This window comes from Sphingomonas sp. BL-S-29 (assembly GCF_055521495.1).
The window spans coordinates 2,802,239-2,825,384 of the sequence record NZ_CM145482.1; the positions used below are offsets into that span (position 1 = coordinate 2,802,239).

Annotated in this window: 23 protein-coding genes and 1 tRNA gene; 16 read left to right on the plus strand and 8 right to left on the minus strand. The window is 65.5% G+C overall.

Translation table 11 applies throughout. From position 1 onward, the window contains the following. Positions 1 to 146: 146 nt before the first annotated feature. From ACZ1I2_RS13365 to ACZ1I2_RS13375, 3 genes are read left to right on the plus strand one after another with little or no spacing between them, the layout of a single operon-like run. Positions 147 to 863 carry an AAA family ATPase gene (locus tag ACZ1I2_RS13365; protein WP_465173941.1) on the plus strand — a complete coding sequence of 239 codons (717 nt, stop codon included), beginning with the start codon at positions 147 to 149 and terminating at the stop codon, positions 861 to 863. Between the two features lie 4 nt (positions 864 to 867). After that, on the plus strand, positions 868 to 1,536 hold the full coding sequence (locus ACZ1I2_RS13370) for a hypothetical protein (RefSeq protein WP_465176913.1): 669 nt from the start codon (positions 868 to 870) through the stop codon (positions 1,534 to 1,536). A gap of 21 nt (positions 1,537 to 1,557) precedes the next feature. Further along, on the plus strand, positions 1,558 to 2,904 hold the full coding sequence (locus ACZ1I2_RS13375) for an SPOR domain-containing protein (RefSeq protein WP_465176912.1): 1,347 nt from the start codon (positions 1,558 to 1,560) through the stop codon (positions 2,902 to 2,904). Positions 2,905 to 2,907: 3 nt separating this feature from the next. On the opposite strand, the gene ACZ1I2_RS13380 is transcribed toward ACZ1I2_RS13375, so the two are convergent. After that, positions 2,908 to 4,758: an alpha/beta fold hydrolase gene (locus ACZ1I2_RS13380; protein ID WP_465176911.1), complete on the minus strand. Its 1,851-nt coding sequence runs from the start codon at positions 4,756 to 4,758 to the stop codon at positions 2,908 to 2,910. Between the two features lie 286 nt (positions 4,759 to 5,044). Between ACZ1I2_RS13380 and ACZ1I2_RS13385 the strand changes: the two genes are divergently transcribed. Together ACZ1I2_RS13385 and ACZ1I2_RS13390 are read left to right on the plus strand one after the other, a co-directional pair. Further along, a complete protein-coding gene (locus tag ACZ1I2_RS13385) occupies positions 5,045 to 5,950 on the plus strand; it encodes a diiron oxygenase (RefSeq protein WP_465176910.1) in 906 nt (301 codons plus the stop codon). Positions 5,951 to 5,972: 22 nt separating this feature from the next. Then, positions 5,973 to 6,536: an OsmC family protein gene (locus ACZ1I2_RS13390; protein WP_465176909.1), complete on the plus strand. Its 564-nt coding sequence runs from the start codon at positions 5,973 to 5,975 to the stop codon at positions 6,534 to 6,536. Between the two features lie 237 nt (positions 6,537 to 6,773). Here ACZ1I2_RS13390 and ACZ1I2_RS13395 read toward each other — a convergent pair whose 3' ends face one another. After that, positions 6,774 to 8,000, minus strand: a complete 1,227-nt coding sequence (locus ACZ1I2_RS13395) for a dihydroorotase (protein WP_465173642.1) — start codon at positions 7,998 to 8,000, stop codon at positions 6,774 to 6,776. Next, entirely contained in the window at positions 7,997 to 8,986 is a 990-nt protein-coding gene (locus tag ACZ1I2_RS13400) for an aspartate carbamoyltransferase catalytic subunit (protein ID WP_465173641.1), read from the minus strand. The genes ACZ1I2_RS13395 and ACZ1I2_RS13400 overlap by 4 nt, the downstream gene beginning before the upstream one ends. Before the next feature lie 440 nt (positions 8,987 to 9,426). On the opposite strand from ACZ1I2_RS13400, the gene ACZ1I2_RS13405 reads away from it, so the two are divergent. Together ACZ1I2_RS13405 and ACZ1I2_RS13410 are read left to right on the plus strand one after the other, a co-directional pair. After that, the gene (locus ACZ1I2_RS13405) at positions 9,427 to 9,945 is read left to right on the plus strand and encodes a hypothetical protein (RefSeq protein WP_465181461.1); all 519 of its coding nucleotides are present in this window, start codon (positions 9,427 to 9,429) and stop codon (positions 9,943 to 9,945) included. 248 nt (positions 9,946 to 10,193) lie between these two features. Then, complete coding sequence (locus ACZ1I2_RS13410; protein ID WP_465176907.1) at positions 10,194 to 11,099, plus strand: helix-turn-helix domain-containing protein; 906 nt, start codon at positions 10,194 to 10,196, stop codon at positions 11,097 to 11,099. A 137-nt stretch (positions 11,100 to 11,236) separates the two neighbouring features. Here the strand turns inward: ACZ1I2_RS13410 and ruvX are convergent, their stop codons facing one another. Both ruvX and ACZ1I2_RS13420 read right to left on the minus strand, forming a co-directional pair. Continuing rightward, positions 11,237 to 11,701, minus strand: a complete 465-nt coding sequence (gene ruvX / locus ACZ1I2_RS13415; protein WP_465176906.1) for a Holliday junction resolvase RuvX — start codon at positions 11,699 to 11,701, stop codon at positions 11,237 to 11,239. A 142-nt stretch (positions 11,702 to 11,843) separates the two neighbouring features. Continuing rightward, positions 11,844 to 12,950, minus strand: coding sequence for a DUF3089 domain-containing protein (locus tag ACZ1I2_RS13420; protein ID WP_465176905.1), 1,107 nt, complete (start codon positions 12,948 to 12,950; stop codon positions 11,844 to 11,846). A 129-nt stretch (positions 12,951 to 13,079) separates the two neighbouring features. Between ACZ1I2_RS13420 and gatC the strand changes: the two genes are divergently transcribed. The 6 genes from gatC to ACZ1I2_RS13450 all read left to right on the plus strand — a co-directional run bounded on the left by gatC (position 13,080) and on the right by ACZ1I2_RS13450 (position 19,110). After that, on the plus strand, positions 13,080 to 13,367 hold the full coding sequence (gene gatC / locus ACZ1I2_RS13425) for an Asp-tRNA(Asn)/Glu-tRNA(Gln) amidotransferase subunit GatC (RefSeq protein WP_465173637.1): 288 nt from the start codon (positions 13,080 to 13,082) through the stop codon (positions 13,365 to 13,367). Continuing rightward, the gene (gene gatA, locus ACZ1I2_RS13430) at positions 13,364 to 14,845 is read left to right on the plus strand and encodes an Asp-tRNA(Asn)/Glu-tRNA(Gln) amidotransferase subunit GatA (protein ID WP_465176904.1); all 1,482 of its coding nucleotides are present in this window, start codon (positions 13,364 to 13,366) and stop codon (positions 14,843 to 14,845) included. The genes gatC and gatA overlap by 4 nt, the downstream gene beginning before the upstream one ends. Positions 14,846 to 14,973: 128 nt before the next feature. Continuing rightward, entirely contained in the window at positions 14,974 to 16,446 is a 1,473-nt protein-coding gene (gatB, locus tag ACZ1I2_RS13435; RefSeq protein WP_465176903.1) for an Asp-tRNA(Asn)/Glu-tRNA(Gln) amidotransferase subunit GatB, read from the plus strand. A gap of 119 nt (positions 16,447 to 16,565) precedes the next feature. Then, positions 16,566 to 17,309 carry a hypothetical protein gene (locus ACZ1I2_RS13440; RefSeq protein ID WP_465176902.1) on the plus strand — a complete coding sequence of 248 codons (744 nt, stop codon included), beginning with the start codon at positions 16,566 to 16,568 and terminating at the stop codon, positions 17,307 to 17,309. 138 nt (positions 17,310 to 17,447) lie between these two features. Continuing rightward, the gene (locus ACZ1I2_RS13445; RefSeq protein ID WP_465181462.1) at positions 17,448 to 18,491 is read left to right on the plus strand and encodes a M48 family metalloprotease; all 1,044 of its coding nucleotides are present in this window, start codon (positions 17,448 to 17,450) and stop codon (positions 18,489 to 18,491) included. 10 nt (positions 18,492 to 18,501) lie between these two features. Then, on the plus strand, positions 18,502 to 19,110 hold the full coding sequence (locus ACZ1I2_RS13450) for a hypothetical protein (RefSeq protein WP_465176900.1): 609 nt from the start codon (positions 18,502 to 18,504) through the stop codon (positions 19,108 to 19,110). 6 nt (positions 19,111 to 19,116) lie between these two features. Here the strand turns inward: ACZ1I2_RS13450 and ACZ1I2_RS13455 are convergent, their stop codons facing one another. Both ACZ1I2_RS13455 and ACZ1I2_RS13460 read right to left on the minus strand, forming a co-directional pair. Next, positions 19,117 to 19,323, minus strand: a complete 207-nt coding sequence (locus ACZ1I2_RS13455; protein WP_465176899.1) for a hypothetical protein — start codon at positions 19,321 to 19,323, stop codon at positions 19,117 to 19,119. 12 nt (positions 19,324 to 19,335) lie between these two features. Continuing rightward, on the minus strand, positions 19,336 to 19,512 hold the full coding sequence (locus ACZ1I2_RS13460; protein WP_465173632.1) for a hypothetical protein: 177 nt from the start codon (positions 19,510 to 19,512) through the stop codon (positions 19,336 to 19,338). Between the two features lie 95 nt (positions 19,513 to 19,607). Here ACZ1I2_RS13460 and ACZ1I2_RS13465 point away from each other — a divergent pair. Continuing rightward, a tRNA-Leu gene (locus ACZ1I2_RS13465) sits at positions 19,608 to 19,692 on the plus strand. Between the two features lie 78 nt (positions 19,693 to 19,770). After that, positions 19,771 to 21,411: a trigger factor gene (tig, locus tag ACZ1I2_RS13470; protein WP_465176898.1), complete on the plus strand. Its 1,641-nt coding sequence runs from the start codon at positions 19,771 to 19,773 to the stop codon at positions 21,409 to 21,411. A 57-nt stretch (positions 21,412 to 21,468) separates the two neighbouring features. Here tig and ACZ1I2_RS13475 read toward each other — a convergent pair whose 3' ends face one another. Further along, positions 21,469 to 22,062: a DUF4328 domain-containing protein gene (locus tag ACZ1I2_RS13475; protein WP_465176897.1), complete on the minus strand. Its 594-nt coding sequence runs from the start codon at positions 22,060 to 22,062 to the stop codon at positions 21,469 to 21,471. Positions 22,063 to 22,167: 105 nt separating this feature from the next. On the opposite strand from ACZ1I2_RS13475, the gene ACZ1I2_RS13480 reads away from it, so the two are divergent. Next, positions 22,168 to 23,121 carry a glycosyltransferase gene (locus tag ACZ1I2_RS13480; protein ID WP_465173629.1) on the plus strand — a complete coding sequence of 318 codons (954 nt, stop codon included), beginning with the start codon at positions 22,168 to 22,170 and terminating at the stop codon, positions 23,119 to 23,121. Positions 23,122 to 23,146 lie beyond the last annotated feature (25 nt).

Sequence of the window (23,146 nt, forward strand, 5' to 3'; positions counted from 1 at the left end):
GCTTCCAAGGGCGCGGCTCCGGCCAGCGTTGCCTCGGCGATTGACGCTACTGGCCGGCCCCGCGACAACCCCTATGGCCCGTTAACTGCTTCTTGACGTCTGCGGTGGCATTCCTCCCCCTCGAACAGTGGGAGTTGATGGGGCACATGCGCGTTCTCGCGATGGCATCGCAAAAAGGCGGATCCGGCAAGACCACTTTGTCGGGGCATCTGGCCGTTCAGGCGCAACTGGCGGGCGCTGGCCCGGTCGTGCTGATCGATATCGATCCCCAGGGGTCCCTGTCCGATTGGTGGAACGAACGGCACAGCGAATTTCCGGCCTTTGCCCAGACCACCGTCGCGCGGCTTGCCGCCGATCTGGAGGTGCTGCGTCAGCAGGGCTTCCGCCTGGCGATGATCGACACGCCGCCGGCGATCACCATGGCGATCCAGAGCGTGATCGCGGTGGCCGAGCTGATCGTCATCCCGACCCGCCCGTCGCCGCACGATCTGCGCGCCGTCGGCGCCACGGTCGATCTGTGCGAGCGCGCCGGCAAGCCGTTGCTGTTCGTGGTCAACGGCGCGACGCCCAAGGCCAAGATCACTTCCGAAGCCGCCGTCGCGCTGTCGCAGCACGGCACGGTCGCGCCGATCACCGTCCATCACCGCACGGATTTCGCTGCATCGATGATCGACGGCCGCACGGTCATGGAAGTCGATGGCAACGGCCGGTCGAGCCAGGAGATCCAGCAGCTCTGGACCTATATCTCGGATCGGCTGGAGCGGAATTTCCGCCGCACCGTCTTCTCGGCGCCGACGACGCAGAATGGCTATGCGTCGCAGCGTCCGGCAGCAGGCGGTTTCGGCCGCCGCGTGGTGGGGTGAGAGGATGACGATGTTAGGGCAGTCCAAGCCGTTCGCTTCGCTCTCCTCGACGTTGCTCGCCCGCAAGGGCCAGGCACGTCCCGCGATGCGCCCCCAGGGTTTTGGTGGCTTCGGCGCCATTCCGGCGCCGCACGACGATCTCGGCTGGAACGACATGGGAGAGCCGGAGGGTCATGGCGCCGATGCCTATGCCCCGCCCGCCATCGTGCCGCCCGTGCTGCGTCAGCGCGAGGCGCTGCAGGAGGAATTCGAGGCACCACAGGTCGCGCGGTGGCCAGAGAGCGAGCTTGGCTCTCACGAGTCCGAACCGACTCATGAGGTTGTGCGTGACGAGCCTGAGGCAGCTCAGAGTCCCGACCCGGAAGCCGAGCCCGAGCCCGAATTCGAGTCGGCCTCGCTGCTCGCGATCCGCGTCGCCAAACCAGTGCCGGCGCCCGTTGCCGTGTCGGCGGCCGTCGTCGCGCGGATCGGGCATGAGGCGCAGGCCAAGGCCGGCAAGGCGGCCTTCACGCTGCGGCTCGACCATAGCCGGCATCTGCGCCTGCGCCTCGCGAGCGCGCTGCACAATTGCTCCGCTCAGGTCCTGGTGACTCAGGCGCTGGACTCGTTCCTGCAATCCCTGCCCGAGGTGGAAGAGCTGGCCAGCCAGCTGCCGCCCCGCGCGACACGCTGAATTGAATTTGGGGGAGTTCCGATGAAGACCCGGGCGATCGTCACTCTTGGGCTCACCGCGCTTGTCGGCTGCGGCGCGCTGGCCGGCATCACTTCGCATGGCGGCATCGCCTTCGCCAGCGCGCGCGACGAATCGCGTGCCGAGCGCAAGGCGGCGTCGGAAGCGGGCAAGGCGCGCGCGGCGCTGAACCGGGGCAAGACCGGGCAGGCGGTATTCCATGCCGAAGTCGCTGTCGGGTTGCGCCCGCAGGTCGCGAGCTTTCGCGCGCTGCTGGCTGAAAGCTATTTGCGCGCCGGCCGGTTCGATTCCGCGCGCCAGGCCTTTGCCGACGCGACGACGCTCGATCCCGGCAACGGCAAGCTGTCGCTCAACCTCGCGCTGGCGCAGATCGCCACGGGCGACTGGGGCACGGCGCGTCAGACGCTCGACACCCACAAGGACATCATCCCGGTCAGCGACCGGGGGCTGGCAATGGCGCTGGCCGGCGATCCCGCCGGCGCGGTCGACGTGCTGAACGCCGCGGTGCGCTCGCCCGGCGCCGATTCCAAGACACGGCAGAATTTCGCGCTCAGCCTCGCGCTGGCCGGCCGCTGGCAGGAAGCGAAGACGATGGCGTCCTTCGATCTCGCACCCGACCAGATCGATCAGCGCATGCTGCAATGGGCCGCATTCGCGCGCCCGACATCGGCCTATGATCAGGTCGCCGCGCTGCTCGGCGTCAGGGCGGTGATGGATCCCGGCCAGCCGGTGGCGCTCGCGCTCAACCGTTCGATGCCGGGCACCGCGCTGGCCGCCGCGGCCCCGGTCGACGCATTCATGCCCGGCCAGGCGGACAAGGCGCCTCAGGCGGCTCAAGATGTGCCCGCCGCGCCTGCGGCCGATGTGGCGGCCGCCGCGACGCCCGTCGACGCCGCCCCGGCGGCCAAACCCGCCTTTGCCAATGTCGTGTTCGGCCCGCGCGAGGAAGTCGTTCAGCGTCTCCCGGCGGCCACGCTCGCCTCGCGGCCCGTTCGTATCGCGAGCGCGAAGGCGAAGCCGGTCGAGGCAGCGGTGACGCGTGCGCCGGCGAAGGGTAATTATTTCGTCCAGCTCGGCGCATATCAGAACGCCGCCGTGGCAAAGGATGCCTGGGGACGGGCAGTCCGCGGCAATGCGACCTTTGCCGGGCAGATGCCGTCGGGCGTCAGCATCACATCGGGTGCCGGCAGCTTCTACCGCCTCTCGGTCGGCGGCTTCGCCCGCGCCGAGGCCGACGCGTTGTGCCGGCGCTTCAAGGCCAGGGGCGGCACCTGCTTCGTCCGCGTCCAGGCCGGCGATCAGGTGGCGTCCTGGGCGCGTCCCGCCGGCCGGCAGATCGCGTCGCGCTGAGCCTCAGGCTGGTGTTGCGCCGTTCCCGGTTGCGCCGGGAAATCCGCGCAGACTCTGCATAAAGACCGGCCATGCCGGCTCGTCCGCCAGCAGCATATGGCTCTCGCTGTCGCAGGACAGCAGCCGCGCGCCCGGGATCAATCGCGCCATTTCCTCGGCGCAGGCGTGCGGGATGATGCGGTCGCCCCGGCTATGCGCGATCAACGTCTCGGCGGTAATCGCGCCGAGCTCGCCGCGCAGGTCGAGCGAGCGGAAGACATCCTGCAGCGATTCGTTCAGGCCCATGATCGTGCCGAGCCGATCGTTGAACCAGTCGATCATCGCGCCGCGCGCATCGGGCCAGTAGAGCGCCCCGAGCATGCGCCCGAACACGTCGCGACCGCCGTCGCGGTAGATGCGGCCCATGTCGAGCAAGGACTTGCGCCGCTTGATCTCCTCGGGATCGCCGCGCACCTCGAAGCCCGCGGCATAGCCGCCATACAGTATCATGCGGCGCACACGTGCCGGGTGGCGCGCGGCATAAGCGAGCGCGACTAGTGAGCCGTGCGACAGGCCGAACAGGTCGAACCGGTCCACCCCCGATGCGTCGACAACCGCCGCGAAATCCTCGAGCAGCGCGTCGAACGTCCAGCGCGGCGGATCGCGGTCCGACCGGCCCACGCCACGCAGGTCGCTGCGGATCAGCCGCCGGCCTCGGCGTGCCTCGCTGACCCAATGCTGCCAGGCGACCGAGGCACGATCCTCCTCGATCTGGTGGAACCACACCGCGGGCTGGAGCAGCGGGAAGCCTTCGCCCATGTCCGACCAGCCGATGCGCGTGCCGTCGGGCGAGGTGCAGACGGCGATCCTCTCGTCCGCCTTCGCGGCGGCGGATGGCGCCGCCAGGTCGCTGTCGCCGGCAGCATCGGGCCGGGCCAGCCGGCGTCGCCACGCGCCGGGCGGATCGCCATATTCGCGCTTGAAGGCGCGGGTAAAGGCTGCCTCCGAATTGAAGCCGACATCATAGGCGATGTTGGTGCTGCTTGCCCTGCCGTCGCGCAGCATGTTCGCTGCGACCCGCATGCGCCAGCGCGCGCAATAGCGCATCGGCGCCTCGCCGATCAGCGCGGTGAAGCGATCGGCAAAGGCGGAGCGCGACATGCCGACCTCGCGCGCCATGCCGGTCACGTCGAGCGCCTCGGCATAACGATTGTGGATGATCGACAGCGCCCTGGCGACGCCGGGATCGCGCAGGCCGGTGAGCCATCCGCCCTCTCCCTCGGGCAGGCCCTCGATGTAACGGCGCACCGCTTCGCCGAACAGCAGCTCGGTCAGGCGCGCGACGACCATCGGCGGCGCTCCGGCATATTGCTCCGCGGCGAAGCGGAGCGAGCTTTCGAGCCAGTCCTTGGTGGAAGGGTCGCCGGCGTGAATCAGCATCATGCTGGGCAGGCTCTGGATCAGCGCATTCTCGGGCGAGCGGCTGCCCAGAAAGCCGCAATAGAGCATGGTCTGCTCGCCCTTGCCCGCGACGCGGATTCGCGCGGGCTCCCCGCTCGGCCCCGGCTCGATCAGATCCTCGGACGCAACGGGCGACAGCCCTGGTTCGGAATAGAGCAGATGCTTGTCGTTGCGCGGCAGCAGGATGACGCATCCGGCCTCGGCCTCCACCGGCGGCTCGCCCGGGACCTCCACCCAGATCCGGCCCGACCGGACATAATGATAAGCGATCACATGCGCCGGTTCGGCAAAATAGGCCGCGCAATGTTCCTTGGTGAACTGGGAGACAAGGCAGGACGGCCCGCCGAGCTCGGCGTCGATCACGACGCCGCCGCTCAGGCGCATCGACGACAATATGTCGGCCAGTACATCCATCGCCGGATTGTCGTCTTTTCCGGCGTTTCGATCAATTGTTTCGGTCGCGCGATCATTCAGCTCAGGGCCGAACCGGCCTAATTCACCGTCAACGATAAGAACCTGGTCGCATTTTCGGGCACCCCCCGCCCGCATCCAGGAGTAGAAAAGACAGTGAACATCATTCCCCCGCCCGACGTGACGAAATTGCTGTTCGTCACCTGCGGCACCTTGATCTGCGGCGGCTTCACGCTGGCGCTGGCGCTCACGCCGTTCGGCGTCGCCTGACCCTTCACGGAGATTTTCCATGTATCGCGACTTTACCTACGCGGAGGTGCTTGCCTCCTCGGAGCGCGCCGGCTGGCGCCTCGACGACGTGCTCGGGCCGGACGACCGGCTCGACTTCACCGCCCGGTTCATGCCTGAAGCCCTGGCACGTACCGACACCGCGCCCGGCCTGGACGCGGCGGCGCGCACGCTGCTCAACCAGATCAGCGGCCATCAATATCTAAGCCTGTTCGGCGTGATCGAGGAGTTCATCCTCCCGTTCGTGCTCGATCATGTCCGGCCGCTGCTCGATGCGGACGATTACCGCGTCCGCGCGCTGCTCCAGTTCGCTGGCGAGGAGGCGAAGCATATCCAGCTCTTCCGCCGATTCCAGGAAGCCTATGCGGCCGGATTCGGCGCGCCCTGCCAGGTGATCGGCCCGGCCGAGGCGATCGCGGCGGAGGTGCTGCGGCACGATCCGCTCGCGGTGGCGCTGGCCATCCTGCACATCGAGTGGATGACGCAGAACCATTATCTGGACAGCGTCCGCGACGATGCCGGGCTCGATCCGCTGTTCAAGAGCCTGTTGCGGCATCACTGGATGGAGGAATGCCAGCACGCCAAGGTCGACACCCTGATGGTGGAGGCGCTGGCCGATGGCCGCAACGATGGCGCGATCGTCGCCGCGGCGGGCGAATATCTCGAGATCGTCGCCTTTATCGACGGCGGGCTCGGGCAGCAGGCGGCGTTCAACGTCGCCGCGCTGGAGCAGGCAACGGGCCGCCCGGTCGCCGACCGCATGGCGCTGATCGCGCAGCAGCACCAGGCCGCGCGCTGGACCTATCTCGGTTCGGGCATGGCGCATCCACAGTTCGTCGGCACGCTTCAGGCAATTTCGCCCGCCGCGCTCGCGCTGGTGAATGCCGCCGCGCCGCAATTCAACTGATCATCAACCAAGGAGAATTCCCATGCTGGACATGGTTTCGAACAAGAACATCAACGACATCGATCTGACCGCGCTGGGGGAGGTCGTCGAGGCGATCCAGGCGGAGCCCGCCCGGGCCAAGGCCGGCTTCCACGTCACCAGCCGGTGGACGGGGCAGACCCGCAGCGAAACGACGGTCGAGGAAATTACCCTGGGCGGCGAGCGGATCGCGCGCGATTTCCGGATCGTGGCGGACGAGCCGACCGAATTGCTCGGCACCAACACCGCGCCGAACCCGCAGGAATTGCTGATGGCGGCGGTCAACGCGTGCATGATGGTCGGCTATGTCGCCGGCGCTTCGATCGCCGGGATCGAGCTCGACCAGCTTGAGATCGAGACGCGGGGCGAACTCGATCTGCGCGGTTTCCTTGGGCTGAGCGACTCAGTGCCCGCCGGATATCGCACGATCGACTATGATGTGCGGATGAAGGGCAATGGGACCGCGGAGCAGTTCGCGGCGATCCACGAAACGGTGATGGCGACCTCGCCGAACTATTTCAACATGAGCCGCCCGATCCAGATGAACGGCCGGCTGGTCGTCGGCTAAATTTCTGGTTCGTATTGAACGGGGAGGCCCTTCTACCGGTCGGTGGGAGGGCCTTTTCGCGCCTGGAACAGCGCGCGGGAGATCAGAACCGTTCGTCCTGAGTAGCGGCTGAGCTTGCCGAAGCTGCGTATCGAAGGACAGTTGAAGCGCGTAAGGCCTGTCCTTCGATACGCCATTTCGACAAGCTCAATGGCTACTCAGGACGAACGGAGGTGGTTCGATTCAGAGCTCGCCGCTCTAGCGAAGCTCGCTGCCGCCCTTGAACAGGCGCAGCACCTTGCCCTGCACGGGCAGCTTGTCGAACGGCGTGTTACCGGCCTTGGCGACCATGCGATCGGTGTCGATCTGCCACGGCGCTTCCCAGTCGAGCAGCATGAAATCGGCAGGCGCGCCTTGCGTAAGCGTGCCCGCTTCAAGCCCCAGCACCTTCGCCGGATTGGCCGCCAGCAGCGCGAACAGCCGGTCGATCCCGATCACGCCGTCACGCACCAGCCCGAGCGATAGTGCCAGCAGGGTCTCCGCACCGGCCATGCCCGCCGAGGAATCGGCGAAGGGCAGGCGCTTCTCCTCGGGCCCGCGCGGATCGTGGCTCGAGCACAACAGGTCGATCGTGCCGTCGGCCACCGCCGCGAGCGCTGCCTGGCGGTCGCTCTCGCTGCGCAGGGCGGGGGAGAGATGCGCGAAGGTGCGGAAATCGCTCATCGCATTGTCGGACAGGAACAGATGCGCCGGCGTAATGCCGCAGGTCACCGGCAGGCCGCGCGCCTTGGCGCGGCGGACCAGGTCGAAGCCGGCCGCGGTCGTCACCTGGCGGAAATGCAGCCGGGCGCCGGTTTCCTCGGCCAGGATCAGGTCGCGCGCGATGGCCAGCGCTTCGGCGGAAGCGGGCGCGGAAGGCAGGCCCAGGCGGGTCGCGGTCTCGCCTTCGGTCGCAGCCGCCGCGCCGACCAGCCCGGCATCCTCGGCATGCGTGATCACCGTCAGGTCGCAGTCGTGCGCATAGGCAAGCACGCGGCGCATCACGCCCGAATCGGCGATCCAGCGCCGTCCGGTCGCGACCGCGCGGGCGCCGGCATCGCGGGCGATCGCCATTTCGGCGAGGTCGGTGCCGGCCAGGCCGCGCGTCGCGGCGGCGATCGGGTGGACCCAGATGTCGGGCTTGCCCATGTCGGCGGCGCGCTGGATGATGCCGGGGTCGTCGAGCACCGGCGACTGATCGGGCATCAGCCCGACCCGCACGATGCCGCCCGCGCGGCAGGCGGCCTTGTCGACCGCGAAGACGCCGAGATCGATGATCGCAGGAGCGACGAGCACGGAGCGGCCAAGCGTGGCGCAATCGGTGAGGTCGGCGCCCGCGGGCGCGTGGCCGCCGATCGAGACGATCTTCTCGGCGTCGATCACCAATGTCGTTGGGCCGTCCGCCTGTGCGCTCACCAGCACGGCGTTGGAGAAGGCGCGGATCATGCCCAGCCCTCCACTTTCCGCGCTCGCCTCGTCAGCACATCCAGGCACGCCATGCGCACCGCGACGCCCATCTCGACCTGTTCGGTGATCGCCGATCGCTCGACATGGTCGGCGACGTTCGAATCGATCTCGACGCCGCGGTTCATCGGGCCGGGGTGCATCACCAGCGCATCGGGTCTGGCGCGCGCGAGCCGCTCCAGGGTCAGGCCGTAGCGCATATGATATTCGCGGGTGGACGGCACGAAGCCGCCCGACATGCGCTCGGTCTGCAGGCGCAGCATCATCACCACATCGGCACCGTCGAGCGCCGCGTCGAAATCGGTGAAGGGCGTCACGCCCATCCGCTCGATCGCGGCGGGCATCAGGGTCGAGGGCGCGCAGACCCGCACCTCGGCGGCGAGCGCGGTCAGCGAAAGGATGTTGGAGCGCGCGACCCGGCTGTGCAGCACGTCGCCGCAGATCACCACGCGCTGCCCCGCGACAGACCCGCGACGGCGGCGGATCGTCAAGGCGTCGAGCAGTGCCTGAGTCGGATGTTCATGGCTGCCGTCGCCGGCATTGAGCACCGGACAATCGACCTTGTCGGCGATCAGCCGCACCGCGCCCGAGCTCATATGGCGGATGACGATCACATCGGCGCGCATTGCGTTGAGCGTCATCGCCGTGTCGATCAGCGTCTCGCCCTTCTTCACCGAGGACTGGGCGGCATGCATGTTGACCACATCGGCGCCGAGCCTTTTGCCCGCGATCTCGAACGACAGCAGCGTGCGCGTGCTGTTCTCGAAAAAAGCGTTGATCTGGGTGAGACCTTCGAGCCTTTTGTCGCTCTTGGCGCGGCTGCGGTTCGCCTCGACCCACTGCTCCGATTCGTCGAGCAGGAACATGATCTCGTGCGGCTGCAATCCGTCGATCCCGGTCAGGTGCCGGTGCGGAAAGACGGCGCTGCCCTGGATGAGGGTCGCGGGGCGGTGATCTGATGCTGGCATTAAAGGGGTTCGGTAGCGAGGGGTGGGGCAGGGCGCAAGATGGCGCCACGCGGACAGGGGCCTGGAAAGAAACGTCCAGAGACCCGCATATTATGGCAGGATCGTCATTCGATCACGCCCCAAGGCAATGAAATATTGAGAGTTTCCACTTGGAGGCTGGCCCACTCCGCGAAACCATCCATTTGGTGGTGAATCCAGTTCGGCTTGGTACGCACGACATGAATTCCACGCGATCTATCGATCGTCCCGCGAGCACTCGGTTTAGGTGATCTGCGCTTGCCTGCTCGCTGCGCCGAAGGATATTGATACCAAGAATTCCGCCGCCGTTTAACTAACCATCGGTTCGCGAACGAGATAGCTGCCGCTCTTTGCCGCATAAGGCGGTAATTGTTTGCCATCCAAGGGGGCGCGCTCCGCATTACCATCAAGGCAGTCTGACCATGGGCAAATCCGCAATTGTCATAGTAATATCAATGGCTTGTGTCATATTGCCGGGAACGGTGTGGGCCGTATCTGACACATCAGCCGCTATTTCGGAGGCGTTGCGCCGGGCGGACAGGATCGAAATCCTCGTCATCAGGCCGGATCTGGAATCACCGGTTCGGATTAACCAAAATACGCTGAAATCCTATGCGTGTCATATCGAGTTGAGCCGAGGGACGCGCACCATGTCGGATTTCTCCCATGCATTATCGACTCGATCGATCCGCTATGAGTTTGGTCGGAACTCTGGTGGAGATTTGCGCATCGGCGTGATCATCTGGAAAGATGGTCAGATGATAAAGCAGATTTACTCAGCAGGGGTGGCGGGGGCCGATGGCAGAACAATCGCCGTCGTCGACGGTGGGGCCGCGACAATATCGAGCAGTTTCGGAGATGTGGTGCGTCACTATTTCCGATCTTACACGGGCCCGAAAATGCCTGCTCCGGGCTCAGCGCCTACCTGTCGGACATTATAGGTTGTTTGATGACCTGCGCGGGAGCATCGCGCAAATTGCAGACCCGATCAGCGTAAATATCCGTCGAGCCGATTGTTTGCGTCCAGTCGAGTATCGACGGCGCATCGCACAAGGTCATCCGGAGGACTCGACGCGCGCTTGGCTGGTTAACATGTAATGCACCAACGCACGGCTGAATGTGTCTCGACCTCAGGCACTTGCCGTGTAGGATCATGGTACATCCGGGTCGCGGGTCGGTGGGGAAACGAGTGACGAATGACGATGCGGGGGCGGCTTTTGGCCGGCTTGTGCCCGATGTGCGGTTCCATCTGCCGGCGCCTGAACTTCGTGATCTGATCACTGCCTATGTCATCGTCGAATCGACGTTGCCGCTCTGCGATTTCCTTCATCCCGAATGGGCGAATGTCCGGTTCGTGCTGTGGGGCGAATGGGAGATTCAGGATCTCGCCACCGGCGCGATGGTTCCGGCCTTCGCGCCGGCGCTGTTCGGCCCGACTGATCGCACCCGCCAGTTTTCGAGTCCCGCCGGCGGGCTGCTCGGCGTCGGGCTGACGCCATTGGGATGGGTCAGGCTGATCGGCGGTAATGCGGGCGCGGTCGCGAACAAGGTGGTGCCGCTCGGCGACGGATTCGGCATCGATGCTGTGGAACTAGCGGCCACGCTTCGCGCCTGTCCCGACGATGCGTGTCGCGTGGCGCTGCTCGACCGCACGCTCATTCGCCGCTCGCGGCATGGCGGCAAACAGGACCCGCTCGCGCTCAGGGCGCATGACGTGCTCGTCTCCGGCTCGGCGGCCGATGTCGCCGAATTCGCCGATCAGCTCGATGTTCAGCCGGCCAAGCTCAGCCGGCTGTGCCTGCGCGTGTTCGGCTTCACTCCCAAGCGCCTTCTCCGACGCCAAAGGTTCCTGCGGACCCTGGGCGCGGTGCGCAATGCGCTGGATCAGCCGCTGACCGAGCTGATCGATCCCGCCTATTACGACCAGGCCCATTTCAACCGCGATTTCAAGGCGTTCATGGGCACGAGCCCGCGGGCCTATTTCAAGTCGCCGCGCGAGGTGTTGCGCCGCGCGATCGAGGAACGACTGCGCGTGGTCGGCGCGCCCGTCCAGGGGCTTCACCCGTCGAAACGGAACGGTGAGAATGAACCCTAGCGATTGAGAAAAGGTGCATTGAATACCTCCGTCATGCCGGACTTGTTCCGGCATCCATTTCCCCTCCCGCGCTGACGGTATTCGTTGCGCGATGGTCCCCGGAACAAGTCCGGGGTGACGGTTGGGTAGGTCGGATTCTAGCCGCTCACCAGCGCGTCGATCGCGCCCTGCAGGATGTACGCCGCCGCCATCTTGTCGACCAGTTCCGCCCGTTTCGCACGGCTGGCATCCTGCTCGATCAGGGTGCGGGTAACCGCCTGAGTCGACCAGCGTTCGTCCTGGAGGAAGATCGGCAGGCCGAGATCCTCCATGTTACGGGCAAAGGCGCGGCTCGACTGGCTGCGCGGGCTTTCGCTGCCATCGGTCAGGTTGAGCGGCAGGCCGATGACGATGCCCTTGACCTGCTGCTCGACGATCAGCGCGGCGAGCGCGGTCTTGTCCTTCTGGAACTTGGTGCGGCGGATCAGCAGGGCAGGGCTGGCGAAGCTCCACCCCGCATCGCACAAAGCGGTGCCGATCGTCTTGGTGCCGACGTCGAGACCGATCAGGCGGCCGCCCATGGGCAGCGCCTCGCGGAAGACGGCGCGGTCGGCGGTGATCATGAAAGGGCATACCCCAAACCGTCACCCTGAACTCGTCTCGGGATCCGTGCGCGACCAGCTGCCTCAAGAGCGGCGCCGGTGGGGCAAGTGAACGCGCATGGATGCTGAAACAAGTTCAGCATGACGAGTGGAGGAATATCAGTCATTTTCGCGCCTCGAACGCCGCCAGCCGCCGCGCGGCATCGGCGCGGACATTGGCCCAGAACAGGCTGTAATCGTACACATGATAATTGTTGCCCGGCAGCACATAGCTGCCGAGGTCGGGCGGCGTGCCGATCATCAGCAGCCCGCGCCCCTCGCATCGCGCCGGAACCTGGCCGGCCTGGATCGTCGCGGCACCCAGATCCTTGTCGGGCACCAGGGTGCCGAGATTGGCCGTCGCCGGCGCGGCTGCATTGGCCGTGCCGGTGATCGGGTTGGTGCAGACCATCGCGGTGCCCCGGCGCGGCGCGCCGGTGAAGCCGCTGGTCGCGTCATAGGCGTCGAGGATCAGCGCCGGATCGGCCGGCTCGGCAAAGCTCTGCCAGGAAAGGATGCAGCCGGCCTGGTCGGCCGCGGCGCATTCCGGCAGGCCCATGCGCGGCAGGTCGGCGGTCTTCGAGACCGGCCAGCCGACCACATACGCCGCGACGATCCGCTTCGCGAGCGGCGTGCCGGCGATCCGCTCATGCAGCAGCCGCGTCAGGTGGAGCGCGCCCTGGCTATGACCGGCAAGGATGATCGGGCGGTCGCCCGCCTCTTTCAGGAACTGGTCGAAGGCGGCGGCGACATCGCCATAAGCGAGATCCAGCGCCTTTTGCGCCTCGGCCTTGGTGGTCAGGAACGCCCCGAAGGTTGCCTGGCGATAGCGCGGCGCCCAGATCGCGCCGGCCTCGTTGAAGGCGGTCGCCTGGGCCCGCAGGAACAGCTCGGCCCGGGCATTGGCATCCGCATCGTCGAGCGGCGCATTCCAGCGTTGTCCGTTCAGGAAGGATGTCGGGTGGATAAAGAATATCGCTGCCTCGGGCGCCGCGGCCGGTTGATACCCCGCAGGCGTCCATAGCGCCGGATTGCCGCGCTTGTCGGGCCGGGCGAACCACATCTTGGCATCGGCATAGCTGTCGGCTGCGACCGGGGGTTGGGCCTCGAACACCGCCTTGGGCACGAAGGTCCAGCGCGTCATTTCGATGCCGTAGAGCCGGAAGACGAACAGGCAGGCGATTGCGAGCACGATCAGCACGGCGATCAGATAGAGGAATTTGCGGGCCATGGAGCGCCCGTGCCGCAGGATCGCGGCGCTTGCAATCGGGTTCGGCGGCGCGGGCGCCGGCGAACAACCTGATCGCGTACGGCGCCTTTTGGTTGCGCGCCTTGGCCGCGCTCTGCTAGCCGCGCGGCCATGTCCGTAGATATCGCAACCGTGAAGAAGATCGCGAGCCTTGCCCGCATCGCGATCACCGAAGAAGAGGCCGCGCGCATCGCGCCGGAGCTCGACAACATCATGGGCTGGATCGAGCAGCTCGGCGAGGTCGACACGTCGTCGGTCGAGCCGATGACCGCCGTCATCCCCAACCATCTGCGCCTGCGCGACGATGTCGTCACCGACGGCAATGTGCGCGATGCGGTGCTCTCCAACGCCCCGGCGGCGGAGCATGGCTTCTTCGCCGTGCCGAAGGTGATCGAATGACCGAGCTGACTGATCTGGGCGTCGCCGCGATCCGCGACGGCGTGCGCGAGGGCGGCTTTTCCGCGCGCGAAGTGGCCGACGCGTTCGTCGCCAAGGTAAGCAAGGCCAAGGCGCTCAACGCGTTCCTCGTCGAAACGCCCGATCATGCCATCGCCGCGGCCGACGCGGCCGATGCGGCGCGGGCAGCGGGCGAGACGCCGAAGCCGTTGGCCGGCGTGCCGATCGGCATGAAGGACCTGTTCTGCACCAAGGGCGTGGCCTCCACCGCGGCGAGCCATATCCTTGAGGGCTTCACGCCGCCCTACGAGTCCACCGTGTCCGGCAAGCTGTGGGATGCGGGCGCGGGCATGCTGGGCAAGCTCAACATGGACCAGTTCGCCATGGGCTCGTCCAACGAGACCAGCTATTTCGGCAACGTCATCTCGCCCTGGCGGCGTGCGGACGGCGGCAACGCCGCGCTGGCACCAGGCGGCTCCTCGGGCGGCAGCTCGGCGGCGATCGCCGCGCGGCTCTGCCCGGCGGCGACCGGTACCGACACCGGCGGCTCGATCCGCCAGCCCGCGGCGTTCACCGGCATCTCGGGCATCAAGCCGACCTATGGCCGCTGCTCGCGCTGGGGCGTGGTGGCGTTCGCCTCCTCGCTCGACCAGGCCGGACCGATGGCGCGCGACGTGCGCGACTGCGCGATCATGCTGGAGGCGATGACCGGGTTCGATCCGAAGGATTCGACCTCGCTCGATCTGGATGTGCCGAAATGGGAAGCGGGCCTGTCGTCCAGCCTCGCCGGCAAGCGCATCGGCATCCCGAAGGAATATCGCGTCGACAGCATGCCGGCCGAGATCGAGGCGCTGTGGCAGCAGGGCATCGACTGGGCGCGGGATGCCGGCGCGGAGATCGTCGAGGTCTCGCTGCCGCACACTATTTATGCGCTCCCGGCCTATTACATCATCGCGCCGGCGGAGGCCTCATCCAACCTCGCCCGCTATGACGGCGTGCGCTATGGCCTGCGCGACCTGCCCGAGGGCGCCAACCTGCAGGACATGTACGCCGCGACCCGCGCCGCCGGTTTCGGCGACGAGGTGAAGCGCCGGATCATGATCGGCACCTATGTGCTCTCGGCCGGCTTCTACGACGCCTATTACACCCAGGCGCAGAAGGTCCGCACGCTCATCGCGCGCGATTTCGAGCGCGCCTGGGAAAGCTGCGACCTGCTGCTCACGCCGACCGCGCCGTCCGCGGCGTTCGCGCTTGGCGAAAAGACCGATCCGATCGCGATGTACTTGAACGACGTGTTCACCGTGCCCAGCTCGCTTGCCGGCCTGCCGGCGATGTCGGTGCCCGGCGGCCTCGACAAGGCGGGATTGCCGCTCGGCCTGCAGATCATCGGCAAGCCGCTCGACGAGCAGGGCGTGCTGAACGCAGGGCTGGCGCTGGAAGAACGCGCCGGCTTCGTCGCGCGGCCGGAGGCGTGGTGGTAGGATGGGGCTGCTGGTCGAATTACTGTTCGAACCGGCGCTCCATTTTGGCTGGCGATTGATCAAGTTTCTTTGTCGGGAGCCCGAGCCGCGACGGCGGCGATGGCCCGACCAGGACGAAAGCGAATGAAATGACTGAAGCCGCATACCGCATCCGTGGCGCCACCGGCGATTGGGAGGTCGTGGTCGGCCTCGAAGTCCATGCCCAGGTGACCTCCAACGCCAAGCTCTTCTCGGGCGCGGCGACGGCGTTCGGTGCCGAGCCCAACACCCAGGTGTCGCTGGTCGATGCCGCGATGCCCGGCATGCTGCCCGTGCCGAACCGGGAATGCATTCGCCAGGCGGTGCGCACCGGCATGGCGATCGACGCGCAGATCAACAAATGGTCGCGCTTCGACCGCAAGAACTACTTCTACGCCGATCTGCCGCAGGGTTATCAGATCAGCCAGCTCTACCATCCGCTGGTGGGCGAGGGCGCGATCGACATCAGCCTCGACGACAAGAACCCGGACGACGCGACCAAGCGCATCGGGGTCGAGCGCATCCATGTCGAGCAGGATGCAGGCAAGCTGATGCACGATCAGCATCCGACCCAGAGCTATGTCGACCTCAACCGGTCTGGCGTGGCGCTGATGGAGATCGTCAGCCGCCCGGACATGACCTCGCCGGCCGAGGCCGGGGCCTATCTGCGCAAGCTCCGCTCGATCCTGCGTTATGTCGGCTCGTGCGACGGCAATATGGAAGAAGGCTCGATGCGCGCCGACGTGAACGTCAGCGTGCGCAAGCCCGGCGATCCGCTCGGCACCCGCACCGAGACGAAGAACGTCAACTCGGTCCGCTTCGTCATGGCCGTGGTCGAGCAGGAAGCGCTCCGCCAGGTCACCGCGCTGGAGGCTGGCGAACGCATCGTCCAGGAAACGCGGCTTTACGACCCCGACAAGAATGTGACCCGGTCGATGCGCTCCAAGGAGGATGCGCACGATTACCGCTACTTCCCCGATCCCGACCTGTTGCCGCTCGAACTCGACGACGCGTTCCTCGAGGAATGCCGTGCGAGCCTACCCGAGCTGCCCGACGCCAAGCGCCGCCGCTACGAAGCGCTGGGCATCACGCCTTATGCCGCTGCCGTGCTGACGGCTGAGGTCGAAGCGGCACGCTGGTTCGACGCCTTGCTGGAGACGGGTGCGAAGCCGGTCGCCGCGGCGAACTGGGTGACGTCGGAGTTGTTCGGCGCGCTCAACCGCATCGGCAAAGACATCGAGGAGTCGCCGGTCAGCCCGGCCCAGGCCGGCGAGCTGCTGGGCCTGGTCGCTGACGGCACCCTGTCGGGCACGCTCGCCAAGCAGGTGTTCGAGATCATGCTGGAGACGGGGCAGGGCGCCGGCGCGATCGTCGAGGAACGCGGCCTCAAACAGACCAGCGACACCGGCGCGATCGAGAAGGTCATCGCCGAAGTGATGGCCGCGAACGAGGACAAGGTCGCCGAATATCGCTCGGGCAAGGATAAATTGTTCGGCTTCTTCGTCGGCCAGACGATGAAGGCGATGGGCGGCAAGGCCAATCCCGGCGTGGTCAATGATCTGCTGAAGAAAGCGCTGGGATAGCGATACTTTCCACCATTGTGGAGGAAGTCAGGCGCAAATACCGCCTTGCGTCGCCCTGAGCGATATGAAAAATACCGGTAGCCGCACTTCGGGGAAGAATGCGGCACCGGGGGGATGCAATGTTGCGTGGTGTAGTGGCGGCCGCCTTGGCCGTGTTGTTGTGTGCCGTAGGAATGCCTTCGGCACAGGCGCAGGAAAAGTCGGGAACGAAGGAGGGCTTCGTTCTCAAGGAAAAATCCGCCAAAATCCTTCTGATACGTCCAACCATCAAGGTTGGCGCCCAGTCTACTGGCGGCATGTTCGAACCCAATGCGGACTGGACCGCTCAGGCCAAGGAAAATCTCGGGGCCGCGCTGGACGTTGCTCAAGGTAAACTCGGCAACGCCGTAATCCGCGCCGAAGAACCGATCGGCCGGCAAGCCGAGACCATGGCAGACTATCAATCCCTGTTTTCGGTGCTGGCCGATTCAGTCATCAACTATCAGTTTTTCACGGGGAACCGACTTCCCACGAAGAAGCGGAAAGGGTCCTTCGAATGGACTATGGGGCCGGGCGTTGCTGAAATAGCCAGGGACACCGGTGCGGATTACGCGCTCTTCATTTATACTGAAGACCAATATGGCTCTACCGGCCGCAAGATTTTGCAGCTTTTCGCCGCGATGGCCTATGTTTCGGTGAAATCGGGTGAGCATAAGGGCTTTGCCGGGCTCGTCGATCTGCGGACCGGTGACCTCGTCTGGCTGAATGCCGATCTGGCGATGGGTGGTGACGTACGGACGCCGGAAGGCGCGCAAAAGCGCGTGGCCCAGCTTCTGGAAGATTTCCCGGGTAGCGCGCCGCAGCTTGCGGTCGCGGCAAAATAAGTGCGAGTGCTTCGCCTTTTTCTGGCGACAACCTGTCTTCTAGGACTGTCCCCGGCATACGCCAAAGATGCCATACCGACCTTGCCGCCCTATAGCGGAGCCTATCAGCCCCAGGGAGTGGATGAGCGCGGGGTCTGGATGCTCGCCGATGAAGCCGAACGGAGCCTGCGTGATTCCAAGGCTGTCATCAACGATCCGGATCTTAATAAATATTTGCGCGATGTCGTCTGTCGCATCGTCGGCAACGACAGGTGTGGAAGTGCACGCATCTATGTCGTGCGAGACGCTGATTTCAACGCATCGATGACGCCCAACGGAACGCTCGTTGTCAACACAGGGCTCTTGCTGCGCGTCCGCGACGAGGCGGAGCTGGCCGCTGTTCTCGGCCATGAATTCGCCCATTTCGAGCTGCGCCACAGCTTGATCGGCTTCAAGCGGCGGCGAACGGCCGGGGATATCATCGCGTGGGCGGGGGTCGGCGCCGCCGCCGCAACCACCTATAGCGGCGTACGCGCCTATCAATCGATCCAGATCGCTGCCTATGGGGCGGTGCTCGCCAACGACCGGGACCAGGAACGCGAAGCCGATCTTCTGTCGATGGCCTATTTGAAAGCCTCATCCTACGACCCGCGCTGCTTTGCGGATATTTGGGATCGCTTGATGGACGAGGCGGATGCTACTGCGCATGGCCGCAAGCAGCGCAGCACGCGATATGATCGGGTAGCGTTCTTCGCCACCCATCCCACCACGCTGGAACGGGCCACCTATTTGCGGGATATCGCTCTTGCGACAGGCAAGACGGGCGAGGATGATATCGTCCGGTTCCGGGATGCAATGGCCGTCTGGCGTCGGGAATTCCTTGCGGACCAGCTCAAGCTGAACGACTTCGAAGGAACCGACTATCTCATCGGAGAATTGGCGGGGTCGCAATGGACGGCGGATCTGCTGTTTTCTCGCGGCGAACTTTATCGCGCCCGCGGAAATCCGCGCGACCTGGTGTCGGCGATAGGATTCTACCGCGATGCGCTTCAGCAGGATCCCGCGAATGCCGAGGCATATCGCGGCATGGGGCTGGCGCAGCTGCGAAGTCGCGATCCCGCAGGCGCCGAGACGTTGAGGAAATATCTCGACATGAAACCTGACGCTCCGGATCGAGCGATGATTTCTACCCTTCTACAGTGAGAATGATGACATGAGGCACAAGATCCTGTCGGCAGTGGTCGCATCGGCGCTATTCTCGACCGCACCCGCGCTCGCCGGCAACAAGCTGGTTGCCCAGGGCACCAGTGTGGCCGTCGCGAAATCCCTCCTCACCATCACGCCGGATCGTGAATGGAACAAGATGGGTGCCCGTCCGGGAAGAAATTCGGAAACCTGGACGCTCGACGGCGACGGCCTCAACGACGTGACCTTCTATGGCGGCATCGAGAATGACCGCACGCTCTTCCGCGAGGTGGACAAGCGTGCAAAGCCCTTGCCGCGCTTCTCCTCGACCATGCTGCTCACCGATTTGCCGGTCCTGTTCGAGAACAGCTACAGCATCGCGCTCAGCACGCAGCTGATGAAGATCGATTCTGTCGAACCCGTCACCTTTCTCGGACAGAAGGGGATCCATTTTTCGTTCACGTTCAGCCGGCTGAACGAGGAAGTGCGACGCAAGGGAGAGGCTTCGGCCGCGATCGTCGGCGGGAAACTGTACATGATCACGTTCGAAGCCCCGGACGTATTCTATTATGAGCGCGACTTGCCCGCCTATCGCGCCATCCTCGCCAAAGCGACGATGGCGGGCGGAAGTCGCTGAGGCGCTCTACTGCGTGTCGTCCTGGTTCTTCGTCACGCCGCCGGTGCCGCCGACGCCATCCGGAATGCCGGAGGAGGTGAAGGCGTCCGGCTCGCGTCCGCCTTCGCCGCGTTCGACCGCGTCCTTGCGGGCATCGACGATCTGCTCGATGTCGCTGCGGTTGTCATTGTCCGCCTCGGGCGGGCTGTCGGGGTGCGGGTCTCGATCGGTCATGGGGTCGTCCTCTCAACGGAAATCGGTGCCGCCGACCGGCTGGCCGGGCGCGAAGCCCGGATCGCTGTCCGGCTGGGGCGCGGGCACGTCGATGTCGGGGGCATTGGGCCCAACCTCGGGCGGCGGTGCCTCGGGCTGCGCCGGCTGGCTCGGCTCGGGCGGCAATTCTTGTGGCGGGGTAGTGGCCATTGGCATTCTCCTCGACTACATAACGCGCTTGCACCGCGCCGGGTTGCTACGCCCGTGCGAGTTGCTATAGACGCCGCCGACCGGCGGTGTCCCATGCGGGCGTGGCGGAACTGGTAGACGCGCCTGGTTTAGGTCCAGGTATCGCAAGATGTGGGGGTTCGAGTCCCTTCGCCCGCACCAGTCTCGTCGCGCTGGGCGAGGGGTGCCGCGACCCAGATCCCCTGAAAAGGCCCAGAGCTAAAAAAGGCAAGTGTTGAAATGCAGACTGTCGAGACGTTGAACGAGGGCCTGAAGCGCGCCTACACGCTGAAGATCACGGCAAAGGACATCGATTCGAAGGTCGATGCCGAACTGAAGCGTGTCGCGCCCCAGGTGCGCATGCCCGGCTTCCGCCCCGGCAAGGTGCCTGCCAATCTGGTCCGCAAGATGCACGGCCCCGCGCTGCTGCAGGACGCGCTCAATACCTCGATCCAGGAAGGCGTCCAGACCCTCCTCACCGAGCAGAAGCTGCGCCCCGCGACTCAGCCTGCGGTCAGCCTCGACGAAGGCTATGAGCTCGGCCAGGACGCCGAGGTCAAGGTCGAGCTCGAAGTGCTCCCGGACGTCCCGACCCCGTCGATCGACCATCTGAAGCTCGAGCGGCTGACCGTGCCCGCCGACGATGCGGCGCTCCAGGCGCAGCTCCAGAAGTTCGCTGACCAGCAGAAGCGCTGGGACGATGCCAAGCCGACCTACAAGGCGAAAGAGGGCGACCTGGTCGTCATGGACTTCGTCGGCAAGGTCGACGGCGTCGCCTTCGACGGCGGCACCGGCACCGACATGTCGGTCGAGCTTGGCTCGGGCCGTCTGATCCCGGGCTTCGAGGATCAGGTCGTCGGCGTGAAGACCGGCGACGAGCGCCAGATCAACGTGACCTTCCCCGCCGATTATCAGGCGAAGGACCTGGCCGACAAGGCAGCGACCTTCGACCTCAAGATCACCGCGGTGAAGACCGCCGGCGAGACCAAGATCGATGACGAGCTCGCCGTATCGCTCGGCCTGAAGGACCTGGATCAGCTCAAGGAGCTGCTCAAGGGCCAGATCGAGCAGGAGTTGAACCAGCTCACCCGCACGCACATGAAGCGCAAGCTGCTCGATCAGCTCGCCGAGGGCCATGATTTCCCGGTCCCGCCGTCGATGGTCGAGGCCGAGTTCGCCCAGATCTGGCAGCAGCTCGAGCATGAGGCCACGCACGAGGCCGATCCGGAAGCCGCGATCGCCGAGATGGAATCCGAGCGCGACGATTATCGCGCCATCGCCGAGCGCCGGGTGCGCCTCGGTCTGCTCCTGTCGGAGATCGGCCAAGCGAACGGCGTCGAGGTCAGCCAGCAGGAAATGAACCGCCTGATCGCGCAGGCAGCGTCGCAATACGGCCCCGAGGACCGCACCCGGTTCATCGAATATGTCCGCTCGGAGCCGATGGCCGCCGCTCAGCTGCGCGCCCCGCTCTATGAGGACAAGGTCGTCGACTGGCTGTTCGAAAAGGCCGACATCAGCGACCGCGAAGTGACGCGCGAAGAGCTGGAAGAGGCGATCGAGTCCGAGGACGGCTTCGCCAGTGGCACGCATCATCACGATCATGACCACGACCATGATCATGATCACAAGCCGAAGAAGAAGGCTGCCGCGAAGAAGGCCGCTCCCGACGAGGCAGCAGACGAGGCTCCCGCCGAGGAAGCCAAGCCCGCGAAGAAGGCCGCTGCCAAAAAGGCCGAGCCTGCTCCCGAAGCGGCCGAAGAGCCGGTGAAGAAGCCGGCTGCCAAGAAGGCGGCCAAGCCGGCGGCGGAAGAGGTCCCGGCCGAGGACGCCGCACCGGCCAAGAAGACGGCGGCCAAGAAGGCGCCCGCCAAGAAGGCCTGATCTATCTGTGGGGCGTCGCCGCGAGATGCGGCGACGTCCCGCAACCTTTAAGACCTCTCAGGCGAAGACTTCTGCCAGATTGGATCCGTCGAGCCCGCTCTGGCCCTGCGTGATACCGCGAATCAGCAGGATCGCGACAATGGCCTGGGCGATATCGATCGCACTGCCCACGCCGAGAATGATGGTGTTGTCGCCACCTCCGCGGGTAGCCGCGTTGAGGATCAACGCTGAGACGTTGGACACCAGCCATAGCGCCCACCAGGTGGCGACGAGGCCATCGTTGGTGTCATACGGCATCACCCCGCGGCTGGCGTTCCACAATTCGCGCATGCCTTGGAACGGCTTGAACAGGCTGGCGATCGGCACGGCGAACCACCAGATCCGCGAGGCCGGCGTGAACTCGAGATCGTCGATATTCGCTGCGATCAGGTTGCGTCCTGCCCGATAGATCCAGAAAGCGAACACGATCATCGTGACGATCTTGAAGACGAGCGCGGACATATCGACTTCCGTGGCGATCGGCATGATCAGCGCCTGGAAACTTCCCGGCAGCAGATACGCCCAGAGCAACACGACCGGAGTCCACAGGGCGTCGATCACCACCATGGCCGCAACGACCGCCGTCAGCGGCCGCAGGTCCCGAATTTCCATTGATATTCCCCCCGATGCTCCCGGTGGCGATCATCCGGTGCCCGGGGGAGATCGTCAAACGACAAAATGGTCGAACCCGGACGAATTCGTCCCTATGGCTGCGGCATGACGTCCCGCATTGCTGTCCTGCTGCCCTGCTACAATGAGGAAGCCGCCATCGCGCAGACGGTGGCCGGTTTCCGCGCCGCGCTGCCCGACGCGACCATCTACGTCTATGACAATAACAGCCGGGATCGCACGGTCGAGGTGGCGCGCGCCGCGGGGGCGATCGTCCGCACCGAACGCATCCAGGGCAAGGGCAATGTCGTCAGGCGGATGTTCGCTGACGTGGATGCCGACATCTATGTAATGGCCGACGGCGACGCGACCTATGATGCGGCCTCGGCGCCGGCACTGGTGGCCCGCGTGCTCGAGGAACAGCTCGACATGGTCGTGGGTGCCCGCGTTACGCAGGCGGATGCGGCGTACCGGCGTGGTCACAAGATGGGCAATGCGCTGCTCACCGGCATGCTCGCGCGGCTGTTCGGGCGCAGCTTCACCGATATCCTGTCGGGCTACCGCGCCTTTTCGCGCCGCTTCGTGAAGAGCTTTCCCGTGCTGTCCGCCGGTTTCGAGATCGAGACCGAGATCAGCGTGCACGCGCTCGAACTGAAAATGCCGGTCGCCGAGATCGAGACGCCCTATTTCGCGCGGCCCGAAGGCTCCGAATCGAAGCTCAGCACCTATGGCGACGGGTTCCGCATCCTGCGCACGATCGTCCAGCTCTACCGGATCGAGCGGCCGGTGCTGTTCTTCGGCAGCATCGGCGCGCTGCTGGCGGGGCTGGCGGTAATCCTCGCGATTCCGCTGATCATCACCTATATGCATACGCATCTCGTGCCGCGCTTCCCCACCGCGATCCTCGTGACCGGGCTGGTGATCCTCGCCTCGCTCAACCTGTTCACGGGGCTGATCCTCGATACGGTGGTGCGCGGCCGGCGCGAGGTTCGGCGCCTCGCCTATCTGGGGCACCGCGCGCCGGGCGGTGAGGATCGGCGGAGCGGCGGGTACGGGGGTTGAACTCGTTTCCGCCAGCGCCGATGTA